The organism is Ectothiorhodospira sp. BSL-9, from assembly GCF_001632845.1.
In the GTDB taxonomy this organism is placed as follows: domain Bacteria; phylum Pseudomonadota; class Gammaproteobacteria; order Ectothiorhodospirales; family Ectothiorhodospiraceae; genus Ectothiorhodospira.
In genome coordinates this window covers 1,033,555-1,057,473 of the sequence record NZ_CP011994.1, presented here as the reverse complement: position 1 = coordinate 1,057,473, position 23,919 = coordinate 1,033,555, and the positions used below count along the sequence as shown (strand labels likewise).

Below are 23,919 nucleotides of genomic sequence, written 5' to 3'. Positions count from 1 at the left end.
TGCGGCCCTTGAATGGCCGCTAACCCGCTGGCCCCAAGGGCCTGCGGGCAGAATCGAGACGCACGGCCTGGTGAGGATATAAGGAGGAGGAGATGGCACCCCAATCCGTACTGGTGGTGGATGATGAGCCCAATATCGTCCTCTCACTGGAATTTTTGATGAAAGAGGCGGGCTTCGACGTGCGCGTCGCCCGGGATGGCGAGAGCGCCCTGGAGGCCGTGCGCGAGCGACCACCCCAGGTGATCCTGCTGGATGTCATGCTGCCCAAGCGGGACGGCTACGATGTCTGCCAGACCATCCGCGCCAACCCGGACTGGAAGGACGTACGTATCCTGATGCTCACCGCCAAGGGGCGGCAGATCGAGCAGGAGAAAGGGTTGGCCATGGGGGCTGATGACTACATCACCAAGCCCTTCTCCACCCGCGAGGTTGTGGCGCGGGTACGCGACTACATGCCCGACAACAACGGTTGATAAGGGCGTTTCACGCACCTGCATCCAAGCCAGGCAGCCTATTTCGTGGATAAACGCACCCTCATCGCCCTGCTCTTCGCCTCCCTGGTGGCGTTCGCCTACGCAGTCCTGGTGACTGTATTCAACTGGGAGGCCATCAGTCAGGGCCAGTTCCCCAGTGTGTGGCTGGGACCGCCACTGGTGGGAGCGCTGGCCTTTGCGGTGCCCGTGTACCTGGTCTGGTTCGTGGTGCGTCGTCTGGTGTTCCGCCCTGCCCGGCGCATCAGCCGCGATGTACGTGCACTGCTGGAATCCCGCAACGCCGACACCGAGATCACCAGTCCGCCCCATCATGCCCTGGGTGACCTGCCCGAGTCGGTGCGTTCCCTGGCCCTTTCCCTGCGCAGCTCCCGGCGCGAGGTGCGCAGCGCCATGGCCACGGCCACGGCCCAGATCAACGAACAGAAAACCTGGCTCGAGGTGATCCTGCAGGGGCTCACCGAGGGCGTGCTGGTGTGCAACCGCAATCACCAGATGCTGCTCTACAACCAGTCGGCTGTCTCCATTTTGCAGACGCCGGAGGCCGTGGGCCTGGGGCGGCCCCTGTTTCAGGTGATCTCACGAGCGCCGGTGATGCATACCCTGGATCGGCTCGAATGGCGTCGCCGCGACGCCGAAGGCAGCGGTGAGGACCTGTCCGCCTCATTCGTGTGCACCGATGCCAGCGCCACCCGCATGCTGCAGGGGCGCATGTCATTGATCCTGGATCCGGACGGCAACACCAGCGCCTATCTGATCACCCTGGTGGATATCTCCAGCGAACTGGAAATGATGACCCAGGTGGATACGGTGCGCCGCGCCCTCACGGTGGATCTGCGGGGTGGGGTGGCCAATCTGCGTGCGGCCGCCGAGACAATCGAGGCCCACCCGAACATGCCCGGGGAAAAACGCCGCCAGTTCGATCATGTGCTGCGCGCGGAGAGCGAGGAACTGAGCCGGCGCGTGGACGAACTGGCTGGCATCTTCCGTGGCCATGCCCTGGGGCGCTATCCCATGTCCGATCTCCTGAGTACCGACCTGGTCAACTGTGTGGCCAGGCGTCTGGAGGATCTGCCCGAGGTGAAGCTGGTCACGGTGGGGCAGCCGCTGTGGATCCAGGGGGACAGCCTCTCGCTGGTGCAGGTGATCGAACGACTGCTGCGCCACCTGGTGCGTTTCTCCCGGGCCGATACCTTCTATGCGGAAGCCCTGCTGGGGGACCGGCGCGTCTATATGGACTTCTCCTGGCAGGGGCCGCCGGTACCCTCCAGTGCCCTGGAAAACTGGCTGGACAGTTCCTGCGGCGAGGAACTGGCCCACCAGTCCATCCGCGAGGTACTTGAGCGCCATGGCATCGAGTTGTGGAGCCAGGCCTGTGGTCGCAATGGCGAGTCCCTGTTGCGCCTGCCCATGATTGCGCCCAAGCGGCCGCAGTTCCTGCCCGAGGGCGACCGTCTGCCGCCACGGCCCGAGTTCTACGACTTCGGCCTGATGCGCGAACACGAGGGCGACCCGGAACTGGCTGCCACCCCTCTGGACGAACTCACCTTCGTGGTCTTTGACTGCGAGATGACCGGCCTGGATCCCATGGGTGGGGATGAGATCATCTCCATTGCCGGGGTGCGCGTGGTCAAGGGCCGCGTGCTCAGCGGCGAGACCTTCGAGCGCCTGATCCACCCCGGCCGCCCCATTCCCCCCGCGTCGATCCGGTTCCATGGCATCACCGACGACCAGGTGGAGGGCAAGCCTCCGGTCACCGAGGTGCTGCCCCAGTTCAAGACCTTCGTGGGCGACGCGGTGATGGTGGCCCACAATGCCGCCTTCGACATGAAGTTCATCAGCCTCAAGGAAAAGCGCTGCGGCGTCAGCTTCGACAATCCGGTGCTGGATACCCTGCTGCTGTCGGTGATGGTGGAGGACGAAGATGAGGACCACTCCCTGGATGCCCTGATCGAACGCTACGGGATACAGATCACCGGTCGACATACCGCGCTCGGGGATGCCATCGCCACGGCCCACCTGCTGGTGACCCTGGTGGAACGGCTGCAGTCCCAGGGCTTCAAGACCTTCGGCGAGGTGATGCGTTCCTCCAACATGGCCGCCCAGCTGCGCCAGCGGGAGCGCAGCATCACCCATCAGAACAGCAGCGGCTCGGCGGCGGGGGCCTGATCGCCATGGCCCGCGCACCGCTGTCCGACAAGACGGCGCCGGGTAAGCGGAATCTGCGCATGGCCCCGCCCAGTGGTGCCCGCGAGCGCTATGTGGCGGCCTTCATGCTGGGGCTCGTCCTGTTTTTTCCGCCTTTGCTGGTGGTCTTTGATGCGGATGGATTTGTCCTGGGCATCCCGCTGCTGTTCTTCTATCTGTATGGGGCCTGGCTGGCGCTGATCATTCTGGTGGTGCTGATTGTGGCCCGCTCATCCCATGAGGAGCCGGGAGACTATCGCACCCATGATCCGGGGCACGAGCCGTGAACATCGGGCTGGTCATTGGCGTCTCCCTGGGGTATCTGCTGCTCCTCTTCGGGATCGCCTACTGGGGTGACAAGCGCTCGGACCAGGGGCGCAGCATCATCAACAGCCCCTACGTCTACGCCCTCTCCATCGCCGTTTACTGCACCTCCTGGACCTTCTACGGTAGCGTCGGCCTGGCCGCCGAGGGCGGCATCCACTACCTGCCCATCTATCTGGGCCCCACCCTCATGGCGGCCCTGTTCTGGATCGTGCTGCGCAAGATGGTGCGCATCTCCAAGGTCAACCGCATCACCTCCATCGCCGATTTCGTGGCCTCCCGCTACGGCAAGAGCCAGATGCTGGGCGGCCTGGTCACCATCATCGCCCTGGTGGGGCTGGTGCCGTATATCGCCCTGCAACTCCGGGCGGTGTCCGACACCTTCAATGTGATGGTCAGTTATCCGGATACGTCGGCCTCGCAGCTGGCTCATACCGTGCCCTTCTACGCCGACACCGCCTTCTATGTGGCCCTGATCCTGGCCGCCTTCGCCATCCTCTTCGGTACCCGCCACATCGATGCATCGGAGCACCACTCGGGCATGGTGGCCGCCATCGCCTTCGAATCCGTGGTGAAGCTGGTGGCCTTCATACTGGCGGGCCTGGTGGTCACCTTCGTGATCTTCGGTGGCGTGGGGGATCTGTTCAGTCAGGCGGCGGCCCACCCTCAGCTTGCCGAACTCTTCCACGTGGGAGAGCTCTCCGATTATGGCAACTGGATCGCCTTCACCCTGCTGGCCATGGTGGTGGTGCTGGTACTGCCACGGCAATTCCAGGTGGCGGTGGTGGAGAATGTGGACGAAAGCCACGTGCGCAAGGCGGCCTGGCTGTTCCCCCTTTACCTGTTCCTCATCAACCTGTTCGTGCTGCCCATCGCCTTTGCCGGCGTGCTCATGTTCGGATACGGGGAGGTGAACCCGGACAACTTCGTCCTGGCCCTGCCCCTGTCCCAGGAGATGCAGCTGCTGGCCCTGATCGTGTTCCTGGGCGGCCTGTCTGCGGCCACGGCCATGATCATTGTGGAGACGGTGGCCCTGGCCACCATGCTGTGCAACGACCTGGTGATGCCGGCGCTGCTGCGCATCCGCTGGCTGGGGCTGGAGCGTCGCCGGGACCTCACCCGGCTGTTGCTGTATATCCGCCGCGGCGCCATCCTCATCGGCATCCTGCTGGGCTATGCCTATGTTCGGGTGACTGGCGACATGGTGGGCCTGGTGAGCATGGGGCTGGTGTCGTTCTGCGCCGTGGCCCAGTTCGCCCCGGCCCTGATCGGGGGCATCTTCTGGAAGGGGGCGACCCGCAAGGGGGCCCTGGCAGGCCTGACGGCTGGCTTCGTGGTCTGGCTGTACACCCTGTTGCTGCCCTCCTTCGCCCAGGCCGGCTGGCTGCCCGCCACGTTCATCACCCATGGACCCTGGGGTATCGAACTGCTCAAGCCCTATGAGTTGTTCGGGTTGTCCGGGCTGCATCAGATCACCCATTCCCTGGTCTGGTCCATGCTGGTGAACCTGGGGGCCTACGTGACGGTCTCCCTGCTCACCCAGCAGAACACCATGGAGCGCATCCAGGCCAACCTGTTCGTGGACGTCTTCCGGCTGTCGGCCGAGCGTTACGGCACCTCCCGCTTCTGGCGCGGCACGGCCACCGTGGATGACCTGTTCGACCTGCTCAAGCGCTTCGTGGGGGAGGCCCGTGCCCGTCGGGCCTTCGAACACTATGCGCGGGGGCGTGGTCTGGATCTTGCGAAGATGCGCGAGGCGGACTCGGATCTGATTCAGATGTGTGAGCGCATGCTGGCCGGCTCCATCGGCGCCGCCTCGGCGCGGGTGATGGTCTCCAACGTGGCCAAGGGGGATGTGGTCAGTCTGGAGGAGGTGATGGAGATCCTGGACGAGGCCAGTCAGGTGATCGCCTACAGCCAGCAACTGGAGACCAAGTCTCGGGAACTGGAAACGGCCACCCGGGAGCTGCGGGCCGCCAACGAGCAACTCAAGCAGCTGGATCGGATGAAGGATGACTTCATTTCCACGGTCACCCATGAACTTCGCACGCCGCTCACCTCCATCCGCTCCTTCACCGAGATCCTCTACGACAACCGGGACCTGGACCCGGACAAGCGCCAGGAATTCCTGGGCATCATCATCAGCGAGAGCGAGCGCCTCACCCGGCTGATCAACCAGGTGCTGGACCTGGCCAAGCTGGAATCCGGTGCCATGCGCTGGTACATCCGCCCGTATGATCTGGTGGACATCCTCAGTGATGCTGCCACGGCCACGTCACAGCTCTTCAAGACCAAGGCGGTGGATCTGCGGCTGGACCTGCCCGATCACCCGGTGCACATGGATACCGACCGTGACCGGCTCATGCAGGTGATCATCAACCTGTTGTCCAATGCGGTGAAGTTCACACCCGCCCATACGGGGCGCGTGACCCTGAGGCTTACGCCGCTGGAGGAAGGGGGCGTCAAGGTGGAGGTGGAGGACAACGGACCCGGCATCCCCACCGAGGATCTGCCCACCCTGTTCGAGAAGTTTCGCCAGGTGGGGGATGCCCTGACCGAAAAGCCCGAAGGGACGGGCCTGGGGCTGGCCATCTGCAAGAACATCATCCAGCACCTGGGCGGACGCATCTGGGTAGATAGTCAGCAAGGTGCCGGCGCCACCTTCGCCTTCAACCTGCCACTGCTGGACAGCCCTGGCGGGGAGGCGCAGGAGAGTCCTAAGCCTGAATGAGCGGCCCCATCCACTGACTCAGGTCGCGGATCTCATCGGCGCAGACGCTGTGGGGCATGGGGTATTCGTGCCATTGCAGTTTCACCCCCATGGTGCGCAGGGCCTCGCTGGTGCGGCGGCCGAAATCCGGCGGAATGATCGGGTCGAAGCTGCCATGGCCCATGAACACGGGCAGACCGGCCGCCCGGGGAGACAGCTTCAGGCCCGCCTTGGCCGGATTGGGCAGGTAGGTGGATAATCCGAAGACCGCATCGGGGGCCGGTCCTTCCACCAGGCCGGTCAGCAGGGCCATGGCGCCGCCCTGGGAAAACCCTCCCAGCAACACGGTATCGTAATGGCGGCGCGCCTCGGTGAGCAGCCCCTGCACGGCAGCCACCCCCTCCGCCACCTGATTGTGGTCCTCGCCCTCGCCCGGCGCCAGCTCATGAAAGTCGTACCAGGCCCGCATGGACATGCCGTTGTTGATGGTCACCCGCCGCACCGGGGCATGGGGGAAGATGAAGCGGATCGGCTTGCCGGGCGGCAACTGCATCTCGGGCACGATGGGCTCGAAGTCATGGCCATCGGCCCCCAGGCCGTGCAGCCAGATGACGCAGGTTTTGGGATTCTCGCCGGTATCGACGATGACGGATTCAAAGGGATGTGTATTCATGGAGGCAAGGATAGCCGGTTTGTCATCGCTATGGGAGCCACCACCCTCGGTGGCAGCGGCCCGGGCCGCGACTCCGGCATGACGCCACGCCGTGCTCCGTCGGGGCAAATCGGCTATCCTGAGCCCCTTTCGAATCCATCCCAAGACAGCCCATCAAGGCGTGGAGTGATCAATGTCCCAGTACAAAGGCTACTATCCCCTGGTTCGACCCCGTCGCATGCGGCGCGATGACTTCTCCCGCCGCCTGATGCAGGAGAGCATGGTCACGCCCAACGACTTCATCTACCCGGTCTTCGTCCTGGAAGGCAAGGGCCAGCGTGAACCGGTGCCATCCATGCCCGGCGTGGAGCGGCTGTCCATCGACCTGCTCATCGAAGAGGCCAAGGTGAGTGCCCGCCTGGGCATTCCGGCCATGGCCCTGTTCCCCGTGGTGCCCATGGAGAAGAAGAGCGAAGATGCCGCCGAGGCCTACAACCCCAATGGCCTGGCCCAGACCGCCGTGCGCGCCCTCAAGGACGCCGTGCCCGAGATCGGTGTGATCACCGATGTGGCTCTGGACCCCTTCACCACCCATGGCCAGGATGGGCTCATCGACGAGACCGGTTACGTGCTCAATGACGAAACCGTGGACGTGCTCACCCAGCAGGCCCTGTCCCATGCAGAGGCCGGCGCCGACGTGGTGGCCCCCTCCGACATGATGGATGGCCGCATCGGCGCCATCCGCGAGGCCCTGGAGGAAGGCGGTCACATCCACACCCGCATCCTGGCCTATTCCGCCAAGTACGCCTCCAGCTTCTACGGCCCCTTCCGCGATGCCGTGGGTTCGGCCGCCAACCTGGGTGCCGGCAACAAGTACACCTACCAGATGGACCCCCACAATTCCGACGAGGCCCTGCAGGAAGTGGCCATGGACCTGGAAGAGGGTGCCGACATGGTGATGATCAAGCCCGGCATGCCCTATCTGGACATCGTCCGCCGCGTGAAGGAGACCTTCGGGGTGCCCACGTTCGCCTATCACGTGAGCGGCGAATACGCCATGCTCAAGGCCGCCGGTCAGAACGGCTGGATCGACGAGCGCGCCTGTGTGCTGGAGGCCCTGGCGTGCATGAAGCGTGCGGGCGCCGATGGCATCCTCACCTACTACGCCCGTCAGGCACTGGAGTGGATGGACTGATCCGTCATGCCCATGGATCATTACGCCGTCATCGGCCACCCCATCGGCCACAGCAAGTCACCGCAGATCCATACCCTGTTTGCTCGGCAAACGGGCCAGGAGATGGTCTATGAGGCGGTGCTGGCGCCGGAGGATGATTTTCCCGGCACCGTGCGCAGGCTGGTGGATGCGGGGTATCGGGGCTTCAGTGTCACCGTGCCCTTCAAGCACGAGGCCTTCGAAGTCGCCGATACCCTGACCGACCGGGCCCGGCGGGCCGGTGCCGTGAACACCCTCACGGTCACCGCCGACGGGCTCAACGGGGACAACACCGATGGTCTTGGGCTGGTGGCGGATCTGAAGCGCCAGCCCACCCCCCTGGCCGGCAGCCGTATCCTGTTGCTGGGAGCCGGCGGGGCGGTGCGCGGTGTGCTGGCCCCGCTGCTGGCCGAGGGGCCGGCACGGTTGCACATCGCCAATCGCACCGCCGCCAAGGCCCAGGATCTGGCTCGGGATTTTGCCGATCTGGGGCCGGTGTCCGGCAGCGGACTGGAGGCGCTTGCGGGGGAATCCCACGATCTGATCATCAACGGCACGGCCGCCGGGCTGTCGGATCAGATCCCTCCCCTGCCCGTCGGTTTGCTGGCACCCGGCGCCGGCTGTTATGACATGATGTACGGCGATACCCCCACCGCGTTCGTGCGCTGGGGCGATGCCCAGGGGGCGGCCTGGACGCGGGATGGCCTGGGCATGCTGGTGGAACAGGCGGCCGAGGCCTTTGCCATCTGGCGTGGCCAGCGCCCACAGACCGATCCGGTCATGGAGGCCCTGCGTCCCCGTTCATGATGGGTTCATGAGGCCTGCGGTAGCCTGGCTTCCAGGCGGTTATCCACCGAAACAACCGGGGCGTGCCCTTGACGGGCCGCCTCTTGACTGAGCGTTGCGGGAGTTTTTCATGCGTCATCCATTGCTGATCATCGCCGTGGCGGCCCTGGTGGGCCTCGCCGGCTGTACCACCATCGATCCCTATACCCGTGAGGATAAAATCAGCGCGTCCACCACCGGTGCGGCCATCGGCGCGGCTGCCGGCGCCCTGGTGGGCAATCTCACCACCCGCCGCGATCGCACCAAGCGGGCCATGATCGGTGCCGGCATCGGCGCCCTGGCCGGCGCCGCTGTGGGCAACTACATGGACCGTCAGGAACAGGAACTGCGCCGTGAACTGGAAGGCACGGGTGTGAGCGTGACCCGCGTGGGAGACAATGTGGTATTGAACATGCCGGGTAACGTCACCTTCGACGTGAACCGCGACGAGGTGAAGTCCCAGTTCTACGAGGTGCTCAATTCCGTGGCCAAGGTGGCCCAGGAATTCGACCAGACCGCCGTTGAAGTGGCTGGCCATACGGACAGCACCGGGAGCGTGGAGTACAACATGGACCTGTCGGAGCGTCGTGCCCGCAGCGTGGCCCGCTATCTGCAGAGTCAGGGGGTGTCACCGGTACGGCTGGACACCATCGGCTTTGGTCCGCATCGTCCGGTGGCGGACAATCACACGCCCGAGGGCCGCGCCCAGAACCGACGCGTGGAACTGACGTTCATCCCGCTCACTCAGTGACCGCGTGCCGGTGGGGATGAAGGGGGCGTCCTGCTCAGACCTTCATCCCTTCCGGTGGCCTGCCCTGCCCCTCGTGCCTCAGCTTGAGGCGCACATAATGTTCCGCCGAATAGCGCAGGTGGTCCCGCTCCTCCTGGGTGAGTGGGCGCACCCGCTGTGCCGGCCTGCCCCGCCAAAGATACCCCGAATCCAGTACCTTGCCCGGTGACACCAGGCTGCCGGCGGCCAGGATGACGTCCGAGGCGATGATGGCGCCGTCCATCACCACGCTGCCCATACCGATCAGCACCCGATCCTGGATGTGGCAGGCGTGCAGGGTGACGTTGTGGCCCACGGTGACCTCGTCACCCACCGCCAGATCCTGACCCCCGGGGGTATAGGGGCCGTCATGGGTGACATGCAGCACGCTGCCATCCTGGATGTTGCTGCATTCGCCGATACGGATGCGGTTCACATCCCCGCGCAGCACGCTCATGGGCCACACGGAACTGTCGGCACCCAGGGTCACATCCCCCAATACCAGGGCGCTGTCATCCACCCAGGCGGAGGGTGCGATCTTCGGTGTATGGCCTTCAAAGCTTCGGATCATGGGAGGGCTCCTGTGGCTTGAATCGTTCACTTCATGGTCACCAGCTCCTCCGCGCTGGTGGGATGCAGGGCCACTGTATCATCCAGATCGCGCTTGGTGGCCCCCATGCGCACGGCCACGGCGAACCCCTGCAGCATCTCGTCGGCTTCCGGGCCAATGATATGAACGCCCACCACCTTCTCCTGGGCCCCCACGGTGACCAGCTTCATGGCGGTGGCCACCTTATGGGGGGTCATGGCGTGATACATGGAGGTGAAGCGGGTGGAATAGACCTTCACGGCCTCGCCGTGGGCCGCCCGCGCCTCATCCTCGGTGAGGCCGACGGTGCCGATGGGGGGGTGGGTGAAGATCACCGACGGGATGGTCTCATAGCTCAGGTGCCGATCCGTCTGGCCACCGAAGAGCCGGTCCGCCAGGCGTCGACCGGCGGCGATGGCCACCGGCGTCAGCTGGGCCCGCCCGGTGACGTCGCCGATGGCATAAACGCCGTCCACCGAGGTGTTCTGGTAGAGATCCGTGGGGATATACCCCTGATCATCGGGCTCAATGCCAGCATTGTGCAGATCCAGGTCTTCCGTGGCCGGTGTGCGGCCGGTGGCCCAGATCACCTGATCGAAGACCCCGCGGCACTCGCCCTGGTCGCAGAACAGCTCCACGCTGTCCGGATGGGCGATGAGCCGTCCCACCTGGGTGCTGGGGAACAGATTCACCCCGTCGGCCAGCATCTGTTCCATCAGGGTGTCGCGCAGCATGGGGTCGAAGGGGCGCAGCAGGGTCTCGCGGCGCAGATACATGGACACCTCGGAGCCCAGGGCACGCAGCATGCCCGCCAGTTCAACGGCGATGTAGCCTGCCCCGATGACGGCCACGCGCCGCGGCTGGCTCCTGAGCTGGAAAAATCCGTCGGAGGTGATGCCCAGTTCGGCCCCCGGGATGTCCGGCACGCTGGGCCGGCCGCCCACGGCGATCACCACGTGATCCGCGCTCACCCGTCGACCCTCCACCTCCAGGGTGTGGGCGTCCACGAAATGGGCCCGGCCAGGGATCTCGTCCACGCCCGAGTCCGCAAGATAGGTGTGATACCAGGTGTTGATGCCCTCGATATAGGCATCCCGGGCACCCACCAGTTCGCTCCAGTCAAAGCCCTCCCGGGCCAGCTTGAAGCCGTAACCCGGGGCGTCATCCAGCCGATGGGCCATGTCGGCGGCATACCACATGACCTTCTTGGGCACGCAGCCCACGTTCACGCAGGTGCCTCCCAGCGGCCCCGACTCCACCACGGCGCAGCGGGCCCCGTAACGGGCCGCGCGCTCCACCACGGACAGGCCGCCGCTACCGGCGCCGATGGCAATCAGATCGTAATGGTCGTTCATGGGGACTCCCTTGCAGCGAAAGTAGACAGAGGCTTTCTCTCAGCCTCATCTTAGCAGCCTGATCGACGACCTTCGGAAGAAGCGCAGTCCCGGCTTCCCTTGGTATCAGCCAGCGATGAGCACGTCTGTGCAGAAGCCTGCAAAATCATGCCGCGCACTGAAAAATCGGGCCGTTTCTGCCGGGGGGTGATGCCTGCGAGCCCATTTCGCACCTGTCATCCAGGCTCGGGAAGTTGCGACCCTGTGGATGTTATGTGTCCCTTGAATCAGAGAGTTAAGAAGTCTTCCCGGCGCCCGTGTCCTGGAGGTGGCATGACGGTTGCGTCTTGTTCTGCACAGGCGGATAACCGCTTCGGCAACTACGAATGTCGAGATCCATATGAACACATAGACGCAAGGTGGAACCCATGAACGTCAATATACCCGCATTCAACCCGGTGATGCCGGCACTCAAGGATCGCCAATCGGGTACAGCCGGGGAGGTGGGAAACGCCCGCTCCGGAACAAACTCCCAGCAAACCGAACGGGGAACCCCCAACCTCGGTCAGGATATGTCCCGGAACTCACCGGAGGCGGCCCACAAGACCAGCATGACTGGGCGCAACGACTCCGCGCTGGCCAGTGAAGCGCGTCTGCAGGTCGCCCGTGAAGGCAGCGAGGCACCACAGGGCTTTGGGGCGGACCGGGCCACTCTGAGCCAGTTGGCAATGGGTCAAACCCCACAGGCGCAGCTGAATGATCCCCAGGCAGGCCAGCAGGGCCCGAACAACTTTACTGCGCGACCAGATGCCGACCAGGCGACCCTGCAGCCGCGACAGCAGGCTCTGCTGCGGGCTTTTGGGGATGCGGCTGCCCCTCAGGGTGAATCCCAGAGGATCCTGAACGAACAGGTCTGACCCAGTGCGCTCGAACAGGAGCCCGGGATGGGACAGGGCAGGTGGTCGGGATTACCTCGGGACGTAAGCCCTGTCACCCGGAAAGAGGTAAAAGGTGGCGGTGTGCGACCCTGAGCGGGCAGTCAGTGGGAGCGGATCGGGGTCTGCTGTTCGGCGCGAAGGGGACGCATGCAAAGCGGCTTCGGTATCGACACCCCGTCCGCAGGAGGATCGCTCATTACAGAGATTTAACATATGTTTGCGAGACAATATACCTCAGGACGGCCTTATAAATGTCCTCACTGGAGTCAACCGAGATGACGTGTGGGGCCGGAGCCCTTCTCCGGACCGTTAGCCATGCGGATCTGTTCCGCCAGTAGGCCGTGGGCTTGTTAGCGAGCAGGCTAAGCCGGGTTTGATGTCCTGGCCACTGCCGAGACCGAGCGGGTGTTTAGTCGACAGTCAGTCGACTTGCCCAAGTACCATGGACACATGACACTGGACGGATGAATGGGAAAACCGATTCATGTTCGCGAAAGCGCCCTTGCCTTCGCGACTGGATAAACACATCACGGTCTGTTTTCGGCTGTGGCTTGGGTCTGGTCAATCGCGCGGGCTCGCCCATGGAAAGTTGCCATGGCGCCAAGGCCTTGACGGGATGGACCCGCGCGCTCCCGGTTCTTCTCATCCTTTGCCTGGCTGCCACGGGCTGTGTACTGGATTACGGTCTGGACAACACTCTGGAGATGGCACCGGGCATTCACCCGATCGAAGGCCTCAATACACCCTATGACGATTTCAACGTGGTCGCACCACCGCCGCCACTACATTCGGTCATTCCTCTGGTCTTCGCCAGCAATGCGCACCAACGCGGTGCGGAATTTGATATTGTCGAGGGCCATCTGGAGATCCTTCAGCGACCCTACCACCATCGTCGCGACCAGGGGCCCGGGCCACCGATGATCCAGGCCCATCGACAGGGCCGCTTCCCCTCGATTCCCAAACTTCCGGGTAACCAGCGGGGGCCGACCGCCCTGCTGGCAGAAAAGACATCAGCGGTCTCCTACGCACCACCACGGACACATGGCGATCCCCATGCGATCACTCTGACCCAGCGGTCGGCCCCGGCGGTCTGGACAGGAGAGCCCGATGCGGGGGACGTTGTGTGGGTGTTCGACTCCGATCACGAAGGTAATCGTAACCTTTACTTTGTGGATGAGATGGGTGAGGCACGACCATTTTTTGGCAACACTGAGAAGTCTGATGAGGCCTACCTCACCTACGACTACCGTCGCCACCAACTCTACTTCAGTTCGAACCGCTCGGGACGGTATCGCATCTACCGGTTTGACAATCCGGATGGCAACACCGACTTCCGGTCATGGCTGGGAGACAAGACGCTCGCAGGAAGCATCGAGCCTGTCGAATGGGCCGAACATGGTGACACCCTGGCGCCTCATGTGGCCGGAGATCTGCTTGTCTTTGCTTCCGATCGCCATGGGCAGTTCGATCTGTTCGTCACGCGCCACCAGGACGGCCGTTGGCAATCACCCCGCGATCTGCAGCATTTCATGCCCGAAGGCGTCTCGCTCAACACCACCGCGGACGAGTTCCGTCCGCTCCTGCTGAAGCGATGGTTCTTCGACCAGGGCAAACCCTACTACCCCTGGCGCCTGCTGCTGTTTTCATCCAACCGCCCGGGCGGCAGCGGCGGCTACGACCTGTACCTGACAGCCCTGCCGGAGACACTGTGAGACGTCGCATCAGACGGCGACTCCTGAATCCAGCGCCCAGGCAGACCATGATCGGACCCTTGCCAGAGAACTCACGCATGCCTCAGATGCCCCCTTCGAATCATCACGGCACCCGGACTGGTTCGGTAAACCCAGGCGCTCAACCAGACGGGGTTCACTTCAGGTGGCCCAATACGGGTGCAGCCACCGACCCTGTGCATGGGGTCGCTCGATGCCTGGTTCTGATGCTGACGGCAATACTCCTGCTCGGCACCGTCGTCCTTTCGAAAGATGCTGTGGCCTCGGATCCCATCCTGGTGGCCCAGCAAGGTTCCGGACTCCCGCCGGATGCCGTGTCTGAACTGGAGCAGGCCTATATTGAGTTTCGGCGTGCATACGAACGCTATACATCGCTTGTCACGGGGGGCGGTCGGGACGAGCCTGACCTGGGACGCGCTCAGCAGGAAGCGCTCACGGAATACCGGAACGCCTATCAGCGTTACCAGCGACTGAAGGCGCAGCACCCGCAACCCGCGGCCAGACCCACCCCGCCTTCATTGACCTCCTTGCCCGAGTCCGGGCTGTCTCCCATCGCCAAGGTGGACCGGGTCGAGCATGCCTCCGGAGCCGTGCTGGTCGCCCCCGAGGGGGCCTTGCATGAAGATGTTGCGGTGGAACTCAAGGCGGTATCCAACCCACCCTCCACAGCGCCCTTCAAACAAAAAGGAACCGCCATCGCCGTGACGGGGGTGATGCCGACACCCCCCGGCAAACCCGTTCAGATCCAGTTGCCCGCCTCTGGCGATAATCCGGCGGTCATGTTCTTTTCCTTTGGTGAGTGGATTCGGTTGCCGGCCCGGACTGTATCCCTGCCCGACGGTGACTCGGTGCTCCTGGTGAACATCGAACATGTTCCCATGCCCTGGTTGTTGACGGTGGCCGATGCGCCCAAGGCGAGCGAAATTCAACTCGCAGGCGCGGAACATCCACTGGCCCGTTTGGCATACCTTGAACAACTCCGCGTTACCGACCAGGCCGCCTTCCTGGCGGCGTTTGAACAGGATTCCCTTGCGGGCCTGCACCCTTCAGCCACACCACCGCCCTGGCTTCGTCTGCTTGTTCGTTCGGCCACCGCGAGAAGCGGCCACGGACGCGGCATCGTCCCGGAGTTGCTCTGTCGCGCGGAGGACGGCGGACGCACCGAGGTCGACGCTGCCCAGGAGTTGCTATGTGCCCGCCTCATGTTCCTGCGGGCCGATGCCGCCTTACGCCTCGGACATGAACAGGGGGCCAGAACGGCCAGCTACCGCTATCTCGACGGTTTGCGCCACCTGGATCGTGCTGCCCGGGCCGTCCATGCACTGGGCCGTGATGGGCAGGCTCAACGGTTTGCCGACCAAACCGGGACCGATTCACGCCTCGCGGGATTTTCAAGAGACCAGGTTTATGGGGGTGAACTCTCCCTGAGAGACATGACCGAATACTACCTGGGCACCTTCGCGCCCTGGGGGCTGCGTCTGACAAAGGCCATACTGGAAGGCGAGGATCAGGTGCTGCTACCGGGTTTTGATGTGCGTGTATTGCCTTTCTTCGGCCAGGAGCCCCACCTGGACCTCCAGATTCCGGGGGACTATGTCATCAGCTCCGCCGCCTATCCTCATCAGCCGACGATAGATTATTTCCAGCAAGAGCTGCTGGATTACCTGCGAATCGAACCCGGTCAGCACAAGACCCACGTCACGCTCCGGCTCTATTCCCCCAGGATCTACGAATACAGCACCTCGGAATACTACTCGATGCTCAAGGATGCCGTGGGTGGCGCAAGCTATCTCCTGGGCCTTGGCAAGCTGGCCTTTGGCGCTCCGGTTGCGGGTACGGGCGCCGCCCTCTATTCCGGGTATTCTGTGGTGGCCCCCATCATCGAACGCGCATTCGTTGAGCCACAAGCCCAGCGGCTTTCCGACACAGGGTTCGCCTCCGTATCCAGCACCCTGACGCTGTACAGCGGCAACAAATTGCTGGGCAAGGTGGTTTTGGACGGCACCCCCGAGGCTTTGCTCTCATTGGACACCCTGGAATACGCTGGCATGCTCACTGACATGGTCATGAGTTATTACATTGACCACGCCGAATTGCAGAGCATTGAATCGCTACGCAATGAAGGGAGCGCCTCAGGATACCGAAACGCCAGTGCATGGCTCTGGCAACACGACCGATTCCACCGGCCGCCGATGGCTTTCGTTATCAACATGGATGGAGTCACGAGTCACCGCCCGGAACAGGCAAGCGGGTCTTATACGGTGAGCGGCCTCGGTCGATTCAAGTTATTCGTGGATTACGACAAACTTGATGTCCTCAGGCGCGCGGAAGACCTGTCAAGGCAGTTCGTGGTGCGCGAATTCAGCCGAGAGACGGAGCGTCGCATCGGCAATGGCATCGTGTTTGGGTCACCGGAGGGTGGAGGTTCCATGCGCCGGGATGACCTATTGGGTATTCCGGTACGCCGTCCCAACGGATTTATCGGGGCTCAAGATGTCACCGCCTGGGCCGAGGTGAACTTTCATGATAATGCCCCCTCCGGCAAGTTGCTGCAGTTCACATTGGAAGAGGAACTGCTGGAGCACTGGCGTGATGCAACGGAACATTCCAGCATCGAAGAATGGATGGAACGCGTCGAGGTGGAACTGGTACCCGAGAGTGGCCGACCTGTTTACCTGTATATGGGCGACAACAATCTTCTGGGTCTACATCAGGCTTCCGATTCCCGTGCGGGAATACATCGCTTCGGACTGGGAATGACCGAAAGCCCACCCGAGGTAGACGCCCTCCATAAGATGCTGACTATGCACAATGCGACCGATCGAGATTCGACCGGCGACTATTCGACATGGGTATGGGCATTTGCCACTGGAAATACACCGCAGCTTTCACTGAGGTACCAGCTCAACCTCACGTATGAAGGCACCACGCTGGCTTCATTCGATGTCAATTATGAAGGCCTGGGCCCAGAAGTGGTCAAGAAAAGGGTTGAGCCAACCGGTCTTCTGAGGGGAGATCTGGTTCGCACATTGCACAGCGTCACCTATGAACTACCTTGGCAGGACCCCTGTATCAATCAGGTATTCGAGCTTCAGGATGACTACAGGCAACAGGGTTTCATGCTGGTCAGTCGAGCCTGGATAGACCAACTGCCCGCCCCTGAGCGGCAACGACTTTTCCGAAATCTCTCGGCGTATATGGGCGGTGCCACGGGATATCATGTCGAGAAGATCATACCGGATGAATGCCGACAATTGCTGGTTGGTTCACCAGACCAGGCACCGACCCTGCGGTTCGTCCCGCATGGCATATATACATACTACCGGGATGGCGAGATTTATTATCAATATGAGTTCGAGCGCGGCCGTAAAACCGGTGTGCTGGTAGAAAGAGCACCATCTCAAGGATCGAGCAACCCACTCGGCGGCTGGGCGCCCAGTGTTGACTGAAAATGGTCACCCCGCAAACACAAGGGCTGGATAGAGAATCATGAAAGACAGTTCCACCACGACCGGTGACATGGCCGATGGGTCAACAGGCCCCGTCGGTTCCAGCGTCGAGAGGATTTCGGAAAATATCACCAGGTGCGGCAAGGAGTACCGATGGATTCATGACGTCAGTCTATGGCGGGATACGGTCATCCCCATGAGGCTTTTCAAGATCACGCTGCTGGCGGCGCTGATGCCGGCCCTGCTGCTCTTGGTGATCGAGACCCTGGAGGGATCATTCATGCGGGGGTTGCAGGCCTTTGGCCAGGTCTACGCAATCGTTGCGGGCATCATGCTCTGTCTGTTCATTATTGCATACCAGCCGTAAATCCAGATTGTCCATATGAAAATAGGGACACTCCTGACGGCTGATGGTGTCCAGGCTGATATCCAGGAGCGTATGTCGGGACACGCGCTGAAAATACAGTAGCGGTCCTAGTTCAGCAGCAATGGCCGCTGACCGAAACGGACCAATGCTCCGACAGGTCGCCCCTGAGTGGGTGCAAAGACCAGCCCGGCAGATTCATGTCCTCCGGTGCACGTTCAGGGCCCGAGCACTGCCGATGGCTGTCTCTTGGCGACCCGGAGCATCCATTCAGTGGGAGGTGGTGACAGGCTGTAGTCTGTTGTAAAGCTGACGCCAGAGACCCTGATGGTTTTACCCGGCATTGTTTCGGGCTGTGTGTGACGCTCGCTCAGGACTTGGTGGAGTGGTCCATAGTATCGCCGTCGAGAACTTCCAGCGGGATGGTCCCGATGGCTTCAGGGGAGTATTCGCTGGATCCAGCCGACCAGGCGACGTGTGCGCGGCGAGAAGAGCCTGGGGGCGTAGAGCGTGTTCACCGCTCGCCGATGGACTTGCGCGCGCGTGGGATAGGCATGGATGGCAGCCGAGATCTGACTGATCCTGAGCCGGGCTTGCATGGCCAGCACCAGTTCATGGATCAGCTCACCGGGCTGGCGATGACCAGTCCGCTCACGCCACCGCCGATCAGGATCAGGTCATGTGATTGATTCATCTTGCTTCACCCTCTTCCGGTGGGTCATCCACACCCGGCACCGGTTCACGACGAATGCGCTTTACCAGTCGCGGCAGGAAGATGGCCACGGCCAGCAGACCGATGGCGATCAGCACGGCCTGGACTGCTCGTTCGCCGCCAGCGATGGCCTCTGCCCCGGCGTGGCCGATCCAGACATAGGCCATCGCCCCCGGGATCATGCAGACCAGCGTGGCAGCCACATAGTGCATCAGGTTGATACGGGTCAGGCCGAGCGCGTAGTTCAGCAGATTGAATGGAAACAGGGGCACCAGTCGCGTGAAGGCCACAAAGCGCCAACCTTCACGCTCCACGCCGACCATCACGCGTTTGACCATGCCGCCGGCCTTTTCAGCAACCCAGTCGGAAGCGGTGTAGCGGGCCACCAGGAATGCCAGGGTCGCGCCCAGTGTTGCCCCGAGCAGCGCATAGATCAGCCCGAAGATCGGGCCAAAGAGCACCCCGGCCGCCACCGTGAAGATCCAGCCCGGAAGGAACGCCACAGCGGCCACGGCGTAAGCAGCCATGAAAGCAATCGGCGCCCAGGCGCCCAGGTTGTCCAGTTGCTGCCGCACCGCCTCCACACTGAGGGCATCGCGGTACAGCACGCCCATTGTCACTACGGCCGCGACGACCACGATCAGGATCCCGCGTGCCAACCATTGCCGGTTCCAGCCTGTCATGGGAGGGCTCCGTTTTAAATGAGTACACAGCGTTGGTCGCATGGCAGTTCGGACCGGGCCTATCGCCTACAACCCTTCGGTGCACGGATGCTGGCGCATGCCACGCATCAGGGCTTCACCATCCCCACCACTATGGAAATTGGCAACTGTGAGAAAGCGGGCGGTGATGGCCAGCCACCGTGCGAGGCCTTGACCGAACCAGGCGATACCCGGGTTGCGCTCGTTGGTGAACAGCATCCAGAAGAACTGGAGGATCGCGCAAATTCCCAGCACGGTCTGGGCGAGATTGACCAGCAGCACCAGGATCAACATGATGAGGTCATGAAGCCAGAGGTTTCTGGGCGGGGGTTGAGCAGTGTGTCGGGTTGAATTCACCGGTTGTGCTCCTGGCCAATGTCTGCTGGTTGCGCTGGCCCTGCTTGTCACGGCCTGCTCGGCATCGGTCGATCCGCCGGAGAGGACCGGTTCTTGGTCGACCCGGATTGGTCACCCCGTGCGGAGCCCATGCCCCTCAGTTCCGGTCATCGTCCTCGGGCTCGACCCCCAACTTCTGGCGTTCGAAGGCCACCGAGAAAGCCGCGATCTCTTCCAGGGTGAGATGGATCTCGCGTATGCCGATGTCTCCTTCCTCGATGGCCTCGCGGCCCGGGTGGTCGTCGCGGTTGAGCCACTGCCAGGTGATCTGGCCTGGGTAATACACCTGCAATTCGGTCCATTCCGCCTCGGCGGTGTCCAGGTCGCCCTCCACACGCTGGGCCACGATGTCGGCGTCGTCCACGCCCAGGCCCAGGGTCTGCGGGTGTGAGACCAGGTGCCAGCGGGCACCGGAGGCATCGGTGTGAACGGCAAAGGCCACCTGATAGCGTCCGCCGTCCTCCAGTGACTTGCTGTCCAGCGGGTTGGGGGCGTCCAGGGTGCGCGTCAGGCGAATGCGCCAGGCCCCTTCCTCGTAGCCGCCCGCGGCGGCGATGGCGCCTCGGCTCCCGGTGGGCTGTCTCAGGAAGCGCTGGGGCAGGACATCGCCCTCCTGCCAGTCGTGATCCGGGTCGAAGGGGGCGGCGATCTCCTCGGAAAGGTAGTACCAGTCATCCTGTCCGTAGTCACGGTCCATGAGGCGTTGCCGATCCATGGCCTTGAAGCCGGTGATGCCGGGATTGAACATCCAGGCGGGGCGTTCCGCCTTGTTGTCCCAGTTGTCGGTGAAGGGTCCCTGGCCATCGCTGTTCAGGCGGTAGTGCAGCACGTAGTTGTTGTCCGCATGCCCCACCGGGTGGCTGCGATGGGCGCGCCATTGCCACAGGTCCAGGAAATATCCCTGTTCGCGCAGGGCCTGTATCTCGTCATCGGACTTGAGCGTGTCCCAGGAGACTTCATCATCGGCTGCGTCGCGGCTGGCGGGCAGGTACTTGCGCACGTCGGAGCGGCCCATTTCCTCGCCCAGCACGGGATGCGCGCGCACTGCCTCGCCATCCGCGGCATCGGTGAGTGTGCGCATGCCCTCATGGACGGTCATGTAGGCGCCATGTTTGCCAAAGTGGGGCACCGATCCGTCGTCCAGCATCATGGAGATCCGATCCTCGTAAAGTCCATGGGGATCCGGCCCTGGAGATCCGCGCCCGTAACGGACCCATTCACCGTCCTCGAAAATCCAGTACTGGTGATACCAGCTGGGGTTGTCGGTCTCGAACTCGTAACGGATCTGGATATGCTCGTCGTTGTAGACCGCTCCCACCCGCAGGGTGCGCAGACGCTCCTCCTGGGCGGGTAGGTACACGTTGCGGGCTTCGTCGACGAACTCCGGCTCGGCGGCCAGGGCGGAACCCGTCACGGTCATCGCCAGGACAGTGAATACCGTACCCGACAGGTGAAGCGGCCGGCGTTTCATGGGGTCTCCTTGATCGAAAGCAATATCCACCGATGCCTCGACCCTATTCGAGGGTTCTACAAGAAATCAAGCATGGCCAGGGCATGCTGCCACCGCCCCGACTCCCCCACCGGGGGAATAGTCCGCGTCGAATCAGGTGGTGATCAGCGATTAGGGGCGGGAAACGACCCAGAGCGGTCGCTCGGTAGGAGTGGATGAGAGACTCCAATTGCCTGCACAGCTGACAGTCGAACGCCCCCCCCCGTTTAGGCACGATGTGACCGACTGTATTCGCGCTGGAGGAGCTCATCAGCACAGTGGAACTATACTTGCTGAGTGCGTATTCTGTGCGTAAACTGTGCATCCCTGGATTATCCTGTCTGGAGTAACGTCATGACCGCCATCTTCGCAGACGTGCTCGAATCGACGCGCGAAGTCGGTACTTCGCGGTTCTCCGCGTCGAATGTCGCCAACATTCTCGGCATGCAGCAGCAAGACCTGGCCGAGTTGGCGGGTGTCCATCGCAACACCCTTCGCACCCACCCGGAATCCCCAAAACTCCAATCCGCACTGCGTGATCTCATGCGGGTGTTGTCGGCGGCCATGGCAGTGGAGTCGGATCTGCAGCGAGCCATCTTCCTGGTCAAGAACGAGCCCATTCCCGCCTTCCGCCACAAGACCCTGTTGCAACTCGTACAGGAAGGTCGCACCGACGACGTGATTGGCTATCTGGAGTCGATCAGCACCGGTTTCGTCGGGTGATCCTCGTTAACCTCCCTGCCGGTACTATCTTATTCCGGGCGCATACCCCGCAGTGGGCCAGCAGACCTCACCCTTCCTGCCGCCCTGTACGATGTGCTCCTACACTGTGACGCTCCGAGATCTGGTCGACCTTCGCCAGTTGTATCGTGGGGAGCCCTGGGACGACCTCTGGCATGATTGGCGGCACCTGAAGTTCGATCTTCACATCGAACCCCCCCACTTGGGTTCTTGCAGACATGGTGTTGGCCCGTGGCTGCACCGGTATCCTTTTTCCGAGCCAGGTGCATGAAGGTGGTACGAACCTCATCGTGTACTCAGCCCGTCTCAAGGATGGGAATTCGGTCATGGTGAACGATCCGGACAGGCGGCTTCCCCGCGACCAATCCAGTTGGGTGCGCTGATGACCTGGCATACCATTGGCGCCGCCGGCCTACCATCATCTGTCGGTTGCCTTCTCGGGGGCATGCGCGCATCGCTGGCTGTCCAGTACCGGTCAGCGCACCTGACGGGGGAGGGGCGCTGACCGGCCCAGGCGTATCAGCATTCGGTGCGTTCGGCCATCTCCAGGGCGTCATCGACCTCGATGCCGAGGTAGCGGACGGTACTTTCCAGCTGGCCAATGAGCTTGCCCTTGTTCCACGGGGCAGGGTGGTGTCGGGCAGTCTTTTCCGAATCGTTCATGGTCAGTTTCCTCGTTTGAGGTGGAGGAAACACAAGCATGGGCCCACAGGGATGGCGGTGTGCGACCCAGAGCGGCCGCCGAGCCGTTGCTCACGAACGACTCCTCACTGCTGCCCTGCGGACGCCCGAAAACTTCCATATTGCGGGCATCCTTTTTTGGGATATTGCATGCAATTCGTGCCGGCGACCGGAAGCGCCCATAATCTTGCGAGTCCGAAGCAGGGTTGCGTTGCTCTTCGAGCCTTACTCATAATGTGCACCATGAGTTCACAAATAAAGGGAAAGCTGAAGGTCGTCTTGGAAGCTGTTCCCGCCGGTTTTGTGGTGGATGCGCGCTGGCTGGAGAACCACGGCGTCAACCGGTTCCTCACCCGGAAATACGTGGATCGCGGCTGGCTGGAGCGGCTGGAGCGCGGTGTCTTCCGTCGCCCCACGCCGCAGCCAGCCCCTCCAGACTGGAAGAGTTGCATCCTGTCTCTCCAGAAAATCATGGGTTATCAAGTCCATGTCGGCGGCACGTCCGCCCTTGACCTCCAGGGTTACCGCCACTATCTTCCGCTGGGCGCGCATCCGCCCGTGTGGGTCTACGGCAGTGACACGCCAAGCTGGCTGTCGCGCCTCACCCTCGACGCACCGTTCATCAGCCGCCCCCTGTCCCTGTTTGATGACCCGTCGCTCGGTCTGACGGAATACAAACACGGCAATGCCCCGACTCTGCCCTGGGGCTGGACGCTCCGAATATCTTCGCCGGAGCGCGCGATCCTCGAAGCACTTGACGAACTGCCCGCGCATGAGAGTTTCCATAACCTTGACATGGTTTTCGAGGGGCTGGCGACGATGCGGCCTCGCCAGCTGACGGCGCTGCTGCAGAGCTGCCGCAAGATCAAGCTCAGACGTCTATTCTTCGTCTTCGCCGACCGCCACAAACATGTATGGCGCGAGCGTCTTAACCCCGACGACTTCAACCTCGGCACGGGTGACCGCGCCCTGATAACGGGCGGCAAAATTCATCCACGCTACCGCATCATGGTCCCGCCCGAATTCGTCGATATCCCAACGGGAGATGCCGATGGCCCGTGACGCCTATGGTGCACAGGTCGCGCTTCTGGTGCGCCTGCTGCCCTTCATCGAGGCGGAATCCGTGTTCGCGCTCAAGGGCGGCACTGCCATCAACCTGTTCTACCGCGACATGCCGCGCCTGTCGGTAGATATCGACCTGACCTACCTGCCGGTCAAGGACCGAGCGGAAAGTCTGAGGGAGATCAACGAGACGCTCGACAGGATCATGGACGCGGCCAACGCCGGCATTCCGCGTCTCCGCGCGCAGCGCATCGAGGGTGGTAGTGGCGGCGCCACCCGTATCCGAGCCCGGCTCGACAGCGCCGAAGTCAAAATTGAAATCTCACCCGTCACGCGTGGCGTCGTGCACGATCCTGAACGCCGCGCGGTCGACTGTGTGACAACACCGCGCGATTCCTGCTCAGCCTGCATGACGGCGAACCTGATTTCGAAGCGATCGGCTTGCCGCAGGCACAAACCCTTCCAGCCGTGCGCTGGAAACTCTTCAACCTGAAAAAGCTTGCGCGTGAGAACGCAGCCAAGCATGCCGCGCAGCGCGTGGAACTCGAAAATCTTTGCCGCA

Annotated in this window: 22 protein-coding genes and 1 pseudogene; 15 read left to right on the top strand and 8 right to left on the bottom strand. The window is 62.7% G+C overall.

The genetic code is table 11. The features are described from left to right. The first annotated feature begins 92 nt into the window (after positions 1-92). From ECTOBSL9_RS05095 to ECTOBSL9_RS05080, 4 genes are read left to right on the top strand one after another with little or no spacing between them, the layout of a single operon-like run. Entirely contained in the window at positions 93-473 is a 381-nt protein-coding gene (locus ECTOBSL9_RS05095; protein ID WP_063464155.1) for a response regulator transcription factor, read from the top strand. A 45-nt stretch (positions 474-518) separates the two neighbouring features. Beyond that, positions 519-2,660, top strand: coding sequence for an exonuclease domain-containing protein (locus ECTOBSL9_RS05090; protein ID WP_063464154.1), 2,142 nt, complete (start codon positions 519-521; stop codon positions 2,658-2,660). Between the two features lie 5 nt (positions 2,661-2,665). Continuing rightward, positions 2,666-2,965 carry a hypothetical protein gene (locus ECTOBSL9_RS05085; protein ID WP_205631994.1) on the top strand — a complete coding sequence of 100 codons (300 nt, stop codon included), beginning with the start codon at positions 2,666-2,668 and terminating at the stop codon, positions 2,963-2,965. Beyond that, positions 2,962-5,733, top strand: a complete 2,772-nt coding sequence (locus ECTOBSL9_RS05080; RefSeq protein ID WP_063464153.1) for a sensor histidine kinase — start codon at positions 2,962-2,964, stop codon at positions 5,731-5,733. The genes ECTOBSL9_RS05085 and ECTOBSL9_RS05080 overlap by 4 nt, the downstream gene beginning before the upstream one ends. On the opposite strand, the gene ECTOBSL9_RS05075 is transcribed toward ECTOBSL9_RS05080, so the two are convergent. Beyond that, entirely contained in the window at positions 5,720-6,493 is a 774-nt protein-coding gene (locus ECTOBSL9_RS05075; protein ID WP_240481056.1) for an alpha/beta hydrolase, read from the bottom strand. The two genes, ECTOBSL9_RS05080 and ECTOBSL9_RS05075, sit on opposite strands and share 14 nt — an antisense overlap. 64 nt (positions 6,494-6,557) lie before the next feature. Between ECTOBSL9_RS05075 and hemB the strand changes: the two genes are divergently transcribed. The 3 genes from hemB (at position 6,558) to ECTOBSL9_RS05060 (ending at position 9,153) form a co-directional block, all read left to right on the top strand. After that, a complete protein-coding gene (gene hemB, locus ECTOBSL9_RS05070) occupies positions 6,558-7,559 on the top strand; it encodes a porphobilinogen synthase (RefSeq protein WP_063464152.1) in 1,002 nt (333 codons plus the stop codon). Between the two features lie 12 nt (positions 7,560-7,571). Then, positions 7,572-8,384 (top strand): shikimate dehydrogenase, encoded by an 813-nt coding sequence (aroE, locus tag ECTOBSL9_RS05065; RefSeq protein ID WP_063466016.1) that lies wholly within the window; start codon positions 7,572-7,574, stop codon positions 8,382-8,384. A 109-nt stretch (positions 8,385-8,493) separates the two neighbouring features. Then, positions 8,494-9,153, top strand: a complete 660-nt coding sequence (locus ECTOBSL9_RS05060) for an OmpA family protein (RefSeq protein WP_063466015.1) — start codon at positions 8,494-8,496, stop codon at positions 9,151-9,153. Positions 9,154-9,187: 34 nt separating this feature from the next. Here ECTOBSL9_RS05060 and ECTOBSL9_RS05055 read toward each other — a convergent pair whose 3' ends face one another. Both ECTOBSL9_RS05055 and gorA read right to left on the bottom strand, forming a co-directional pair. After that, a complete protein-coding gene (locus ECTOBSL9_RS05055; RefSeq protein WP_063464151.1) occupies positions 9,188-9,742 on the bottom strand; it encodes a gamma carbonic anhydrase family protein in 555 nt (184 codons plus the stop codon). 26 nt (positions 9,743-9,768) lie between these two features. Beyond that, entirely contained in the window at positions 9,769-11,115 is a 1,347-nt protein-coding gene (gene gorA, locus ECTOBSL9_RS05050) for a glutathione-disulfide reductase (protein WP_063464150.1), read from the bottom strand. Positions 11,116-11,522: 407 nt separating this feature from the next. Between gorA and ECTOBSL9_RS05045 the strand changes: the two genes are divergently transcribed. The 4 genes from ECTOBSL9_RS05045 to ECTOBSL9_RS17425 all read left to right on the top strand — a co-directional run bounded on the left by ECTOBSL9_RS05045 (position 11,523) and on the right by ECTOBSL9_RS17425 (position 17,578). Continuing rightward, entirely contained in the window at positions 11,523-12,011 is a 489-nt protein-coding gene (locus ECTOBSL9_RS05045) for a hypothetical protein (RefSeq protein WP_063464149.1), read from the top strand. A 602-nt stretch (positions 12,012-12,613) separates the two neighbouring features. Beyond that, positions 12,614-13,744, top strand: a complete 1,131-nt coding sequence (locus tag ECTOBSL9_RS05040; RefSeq protein ID WP_168161534.1) for a PD40 domain-containing protein — start codon at positions 12,614-12,616, stop codon at positions 13,742-13,744. Between the two features lie 224 nt (positions 13,745-13,968). Continuing rightward, positions 13,969-17,211 (top strand): hypothetical protein, encoded by a 3,243-nt coding sequence (locus ECTOBSL9_RS05035; RefSeq protein WP_156500043.1) that lies wholly within the window; start codon positions 13,969-13,971, stop codon positions 17,209-17,211. A gap of 40 nt (positions 17,212-17,251) precedes the next feature. Then, on the top strand, positions 17,252-17,578 hold the full coding sequence (locus tag ECTOBSL9_RS17425) for a hypothetical protein (protein ID WP_063464146.1): 327 nt from the start codon (positions 17,252-17,254) through the stop codon (positions 17,576-17,578). 36 nt (positions 17,579-17,614) lie between these two features. Here the strand turns inward: ECTOBSL9_RS17425 and ECTOBSL9_RS17805 are convergent. The 4 genes and pseudogenes from ECTOBSL9_RS17805 to ECTOBSL9_RS05010 form a co-directional block, all read right to left on the bottom strand. Then, positions 17,615-17,662: pseudogene (locus tag ECTOBSL9_RS17805) on the bottom strand (hypothetical protein); the annotation flags it as partial. A gap of 603 nt (positions 17,663-18,265) precedes the next feature. Further along, positions 18,266-18,970 (bottom strand): TVP38/TMEM64 family protein, encoded by a 705-nt coding sequence (locus ECTOBSL9_RS05020; RefSeq protein ID WP_063464144.1) that lies wholly within the window; start codon positions 18,968-18,970, stop codon positions 18,266-18,268. A gap of 66 nt (positions 18,971-19,036) precedes the next feature. Next, entirely contained in the window at positions 19,037-19,282 is a 246-nt protein-coding gene (locus tag ECTOBSL9_RS05015) for a DUF4389 domain-containing protein (protein ID WP_063464143.1), read from the bottom strand. Positions 19,283-19,481: 199 nt separating this feature from the next. After that, positions 19,482-20,855 carry an ethylbenzene dehydrogenase-related protein gene (locus ECTOBSL9_RS05010; protein ID WP_063464142.1) on the bottom strand — a complete coding sequence of 458 codons (1,374 nt, stop codon included), beginning with the start codon at positions 20,853-20,855 and terminating at the stop codon, positions 19,482-19,484. 372 nt (positions 20,856-21,227) lie between these two features. Between ECTOBSL9_RS05010 and ECTOBSL9_RS05005 the strand changes: the two genes are divergently transcribed. Both ECTOBSL9_RS05005 and ECTOBSL9_RS17420 read left to right on the top strand, forming a co-directional pair. Next, on the top strand, positions 21,228-21,596 hold the full coding sequence (locus ECTOBSL9_RS05005; RefSeq protein ID WP_063464113.1) for a hypothetical protein: 369 nt from the start codon (positions 21,228-21,230) through the stop codon (positions 21,594-21,596). Positions 21,597-21,832: 236 nt separating this feature from the next. After that, entirely contained in the window at positions 21,833-21,997 is a 165-nt protein-coding gene (locus ECTOBSL9_RS17420; RefSeq protein WP_240481055.1) for an RES family NAD+ phosphorylase, read from the top strand. 136 nt (positions 21,998-22,133) lie between these two features. Here ECTOBSL9_RS17420 and ECTOBSL9_RS16880 read toward each other — a convergent pair whose 3' ends face one another. Then, positions 22,134-22,277 carry a hypothetical protein gene (locus ECTOBSL9_RS16880; protein ID WP_156500042.1) on the bottom strand — a complete coding sequence of 48 codons (144 nt, stop codon included), beginning with the start codon at positions 22,275-22,277 and terminating at the stop codon, positions 22,134-22,136. 261 nt (positions 22,278-22,538) lie between these two features. Between ECTOBSL9_RS16880 and ECTOBSL9_RS04995 the strand changes: the two genes are divergently transcribed. Together ECTOBSL9_RS04995 and ECTOBSL9_RS04990 are read left to right on the top strand one after the other, a co-directional pair. Next, complete coding sequence (locus ECTOBSL9_RS04995) at positions 22,539-23,357, top strand: type IV toxin-antitoxin system AbiEi family antitoxin domain-containing protein (protein ID WP_082830037.1); 819 nt, start codon at positions 22,539-22,541, stop codon at positions 23,355-23,357. Then, positions 23,347-23,850: a nucleotidyl transferase AbiEii/AbiGii toxin family protein gene (locus ECTOBSL9_RS04990; RefSeq protein ID WP_240481054.1), complete on the top strand. Its 504-nt coding sequence runs from the start codon at positions 23,347-23,349 to the stop codon at positions 23,848-23,850. Before ECTOBSL9_RS04995 ends, ECTOBSL9_RS04990 begins: the two co-directional genes overlap by 11 nt. Positions 23,851-23,919: the final 69 nt, after the last annotated feature.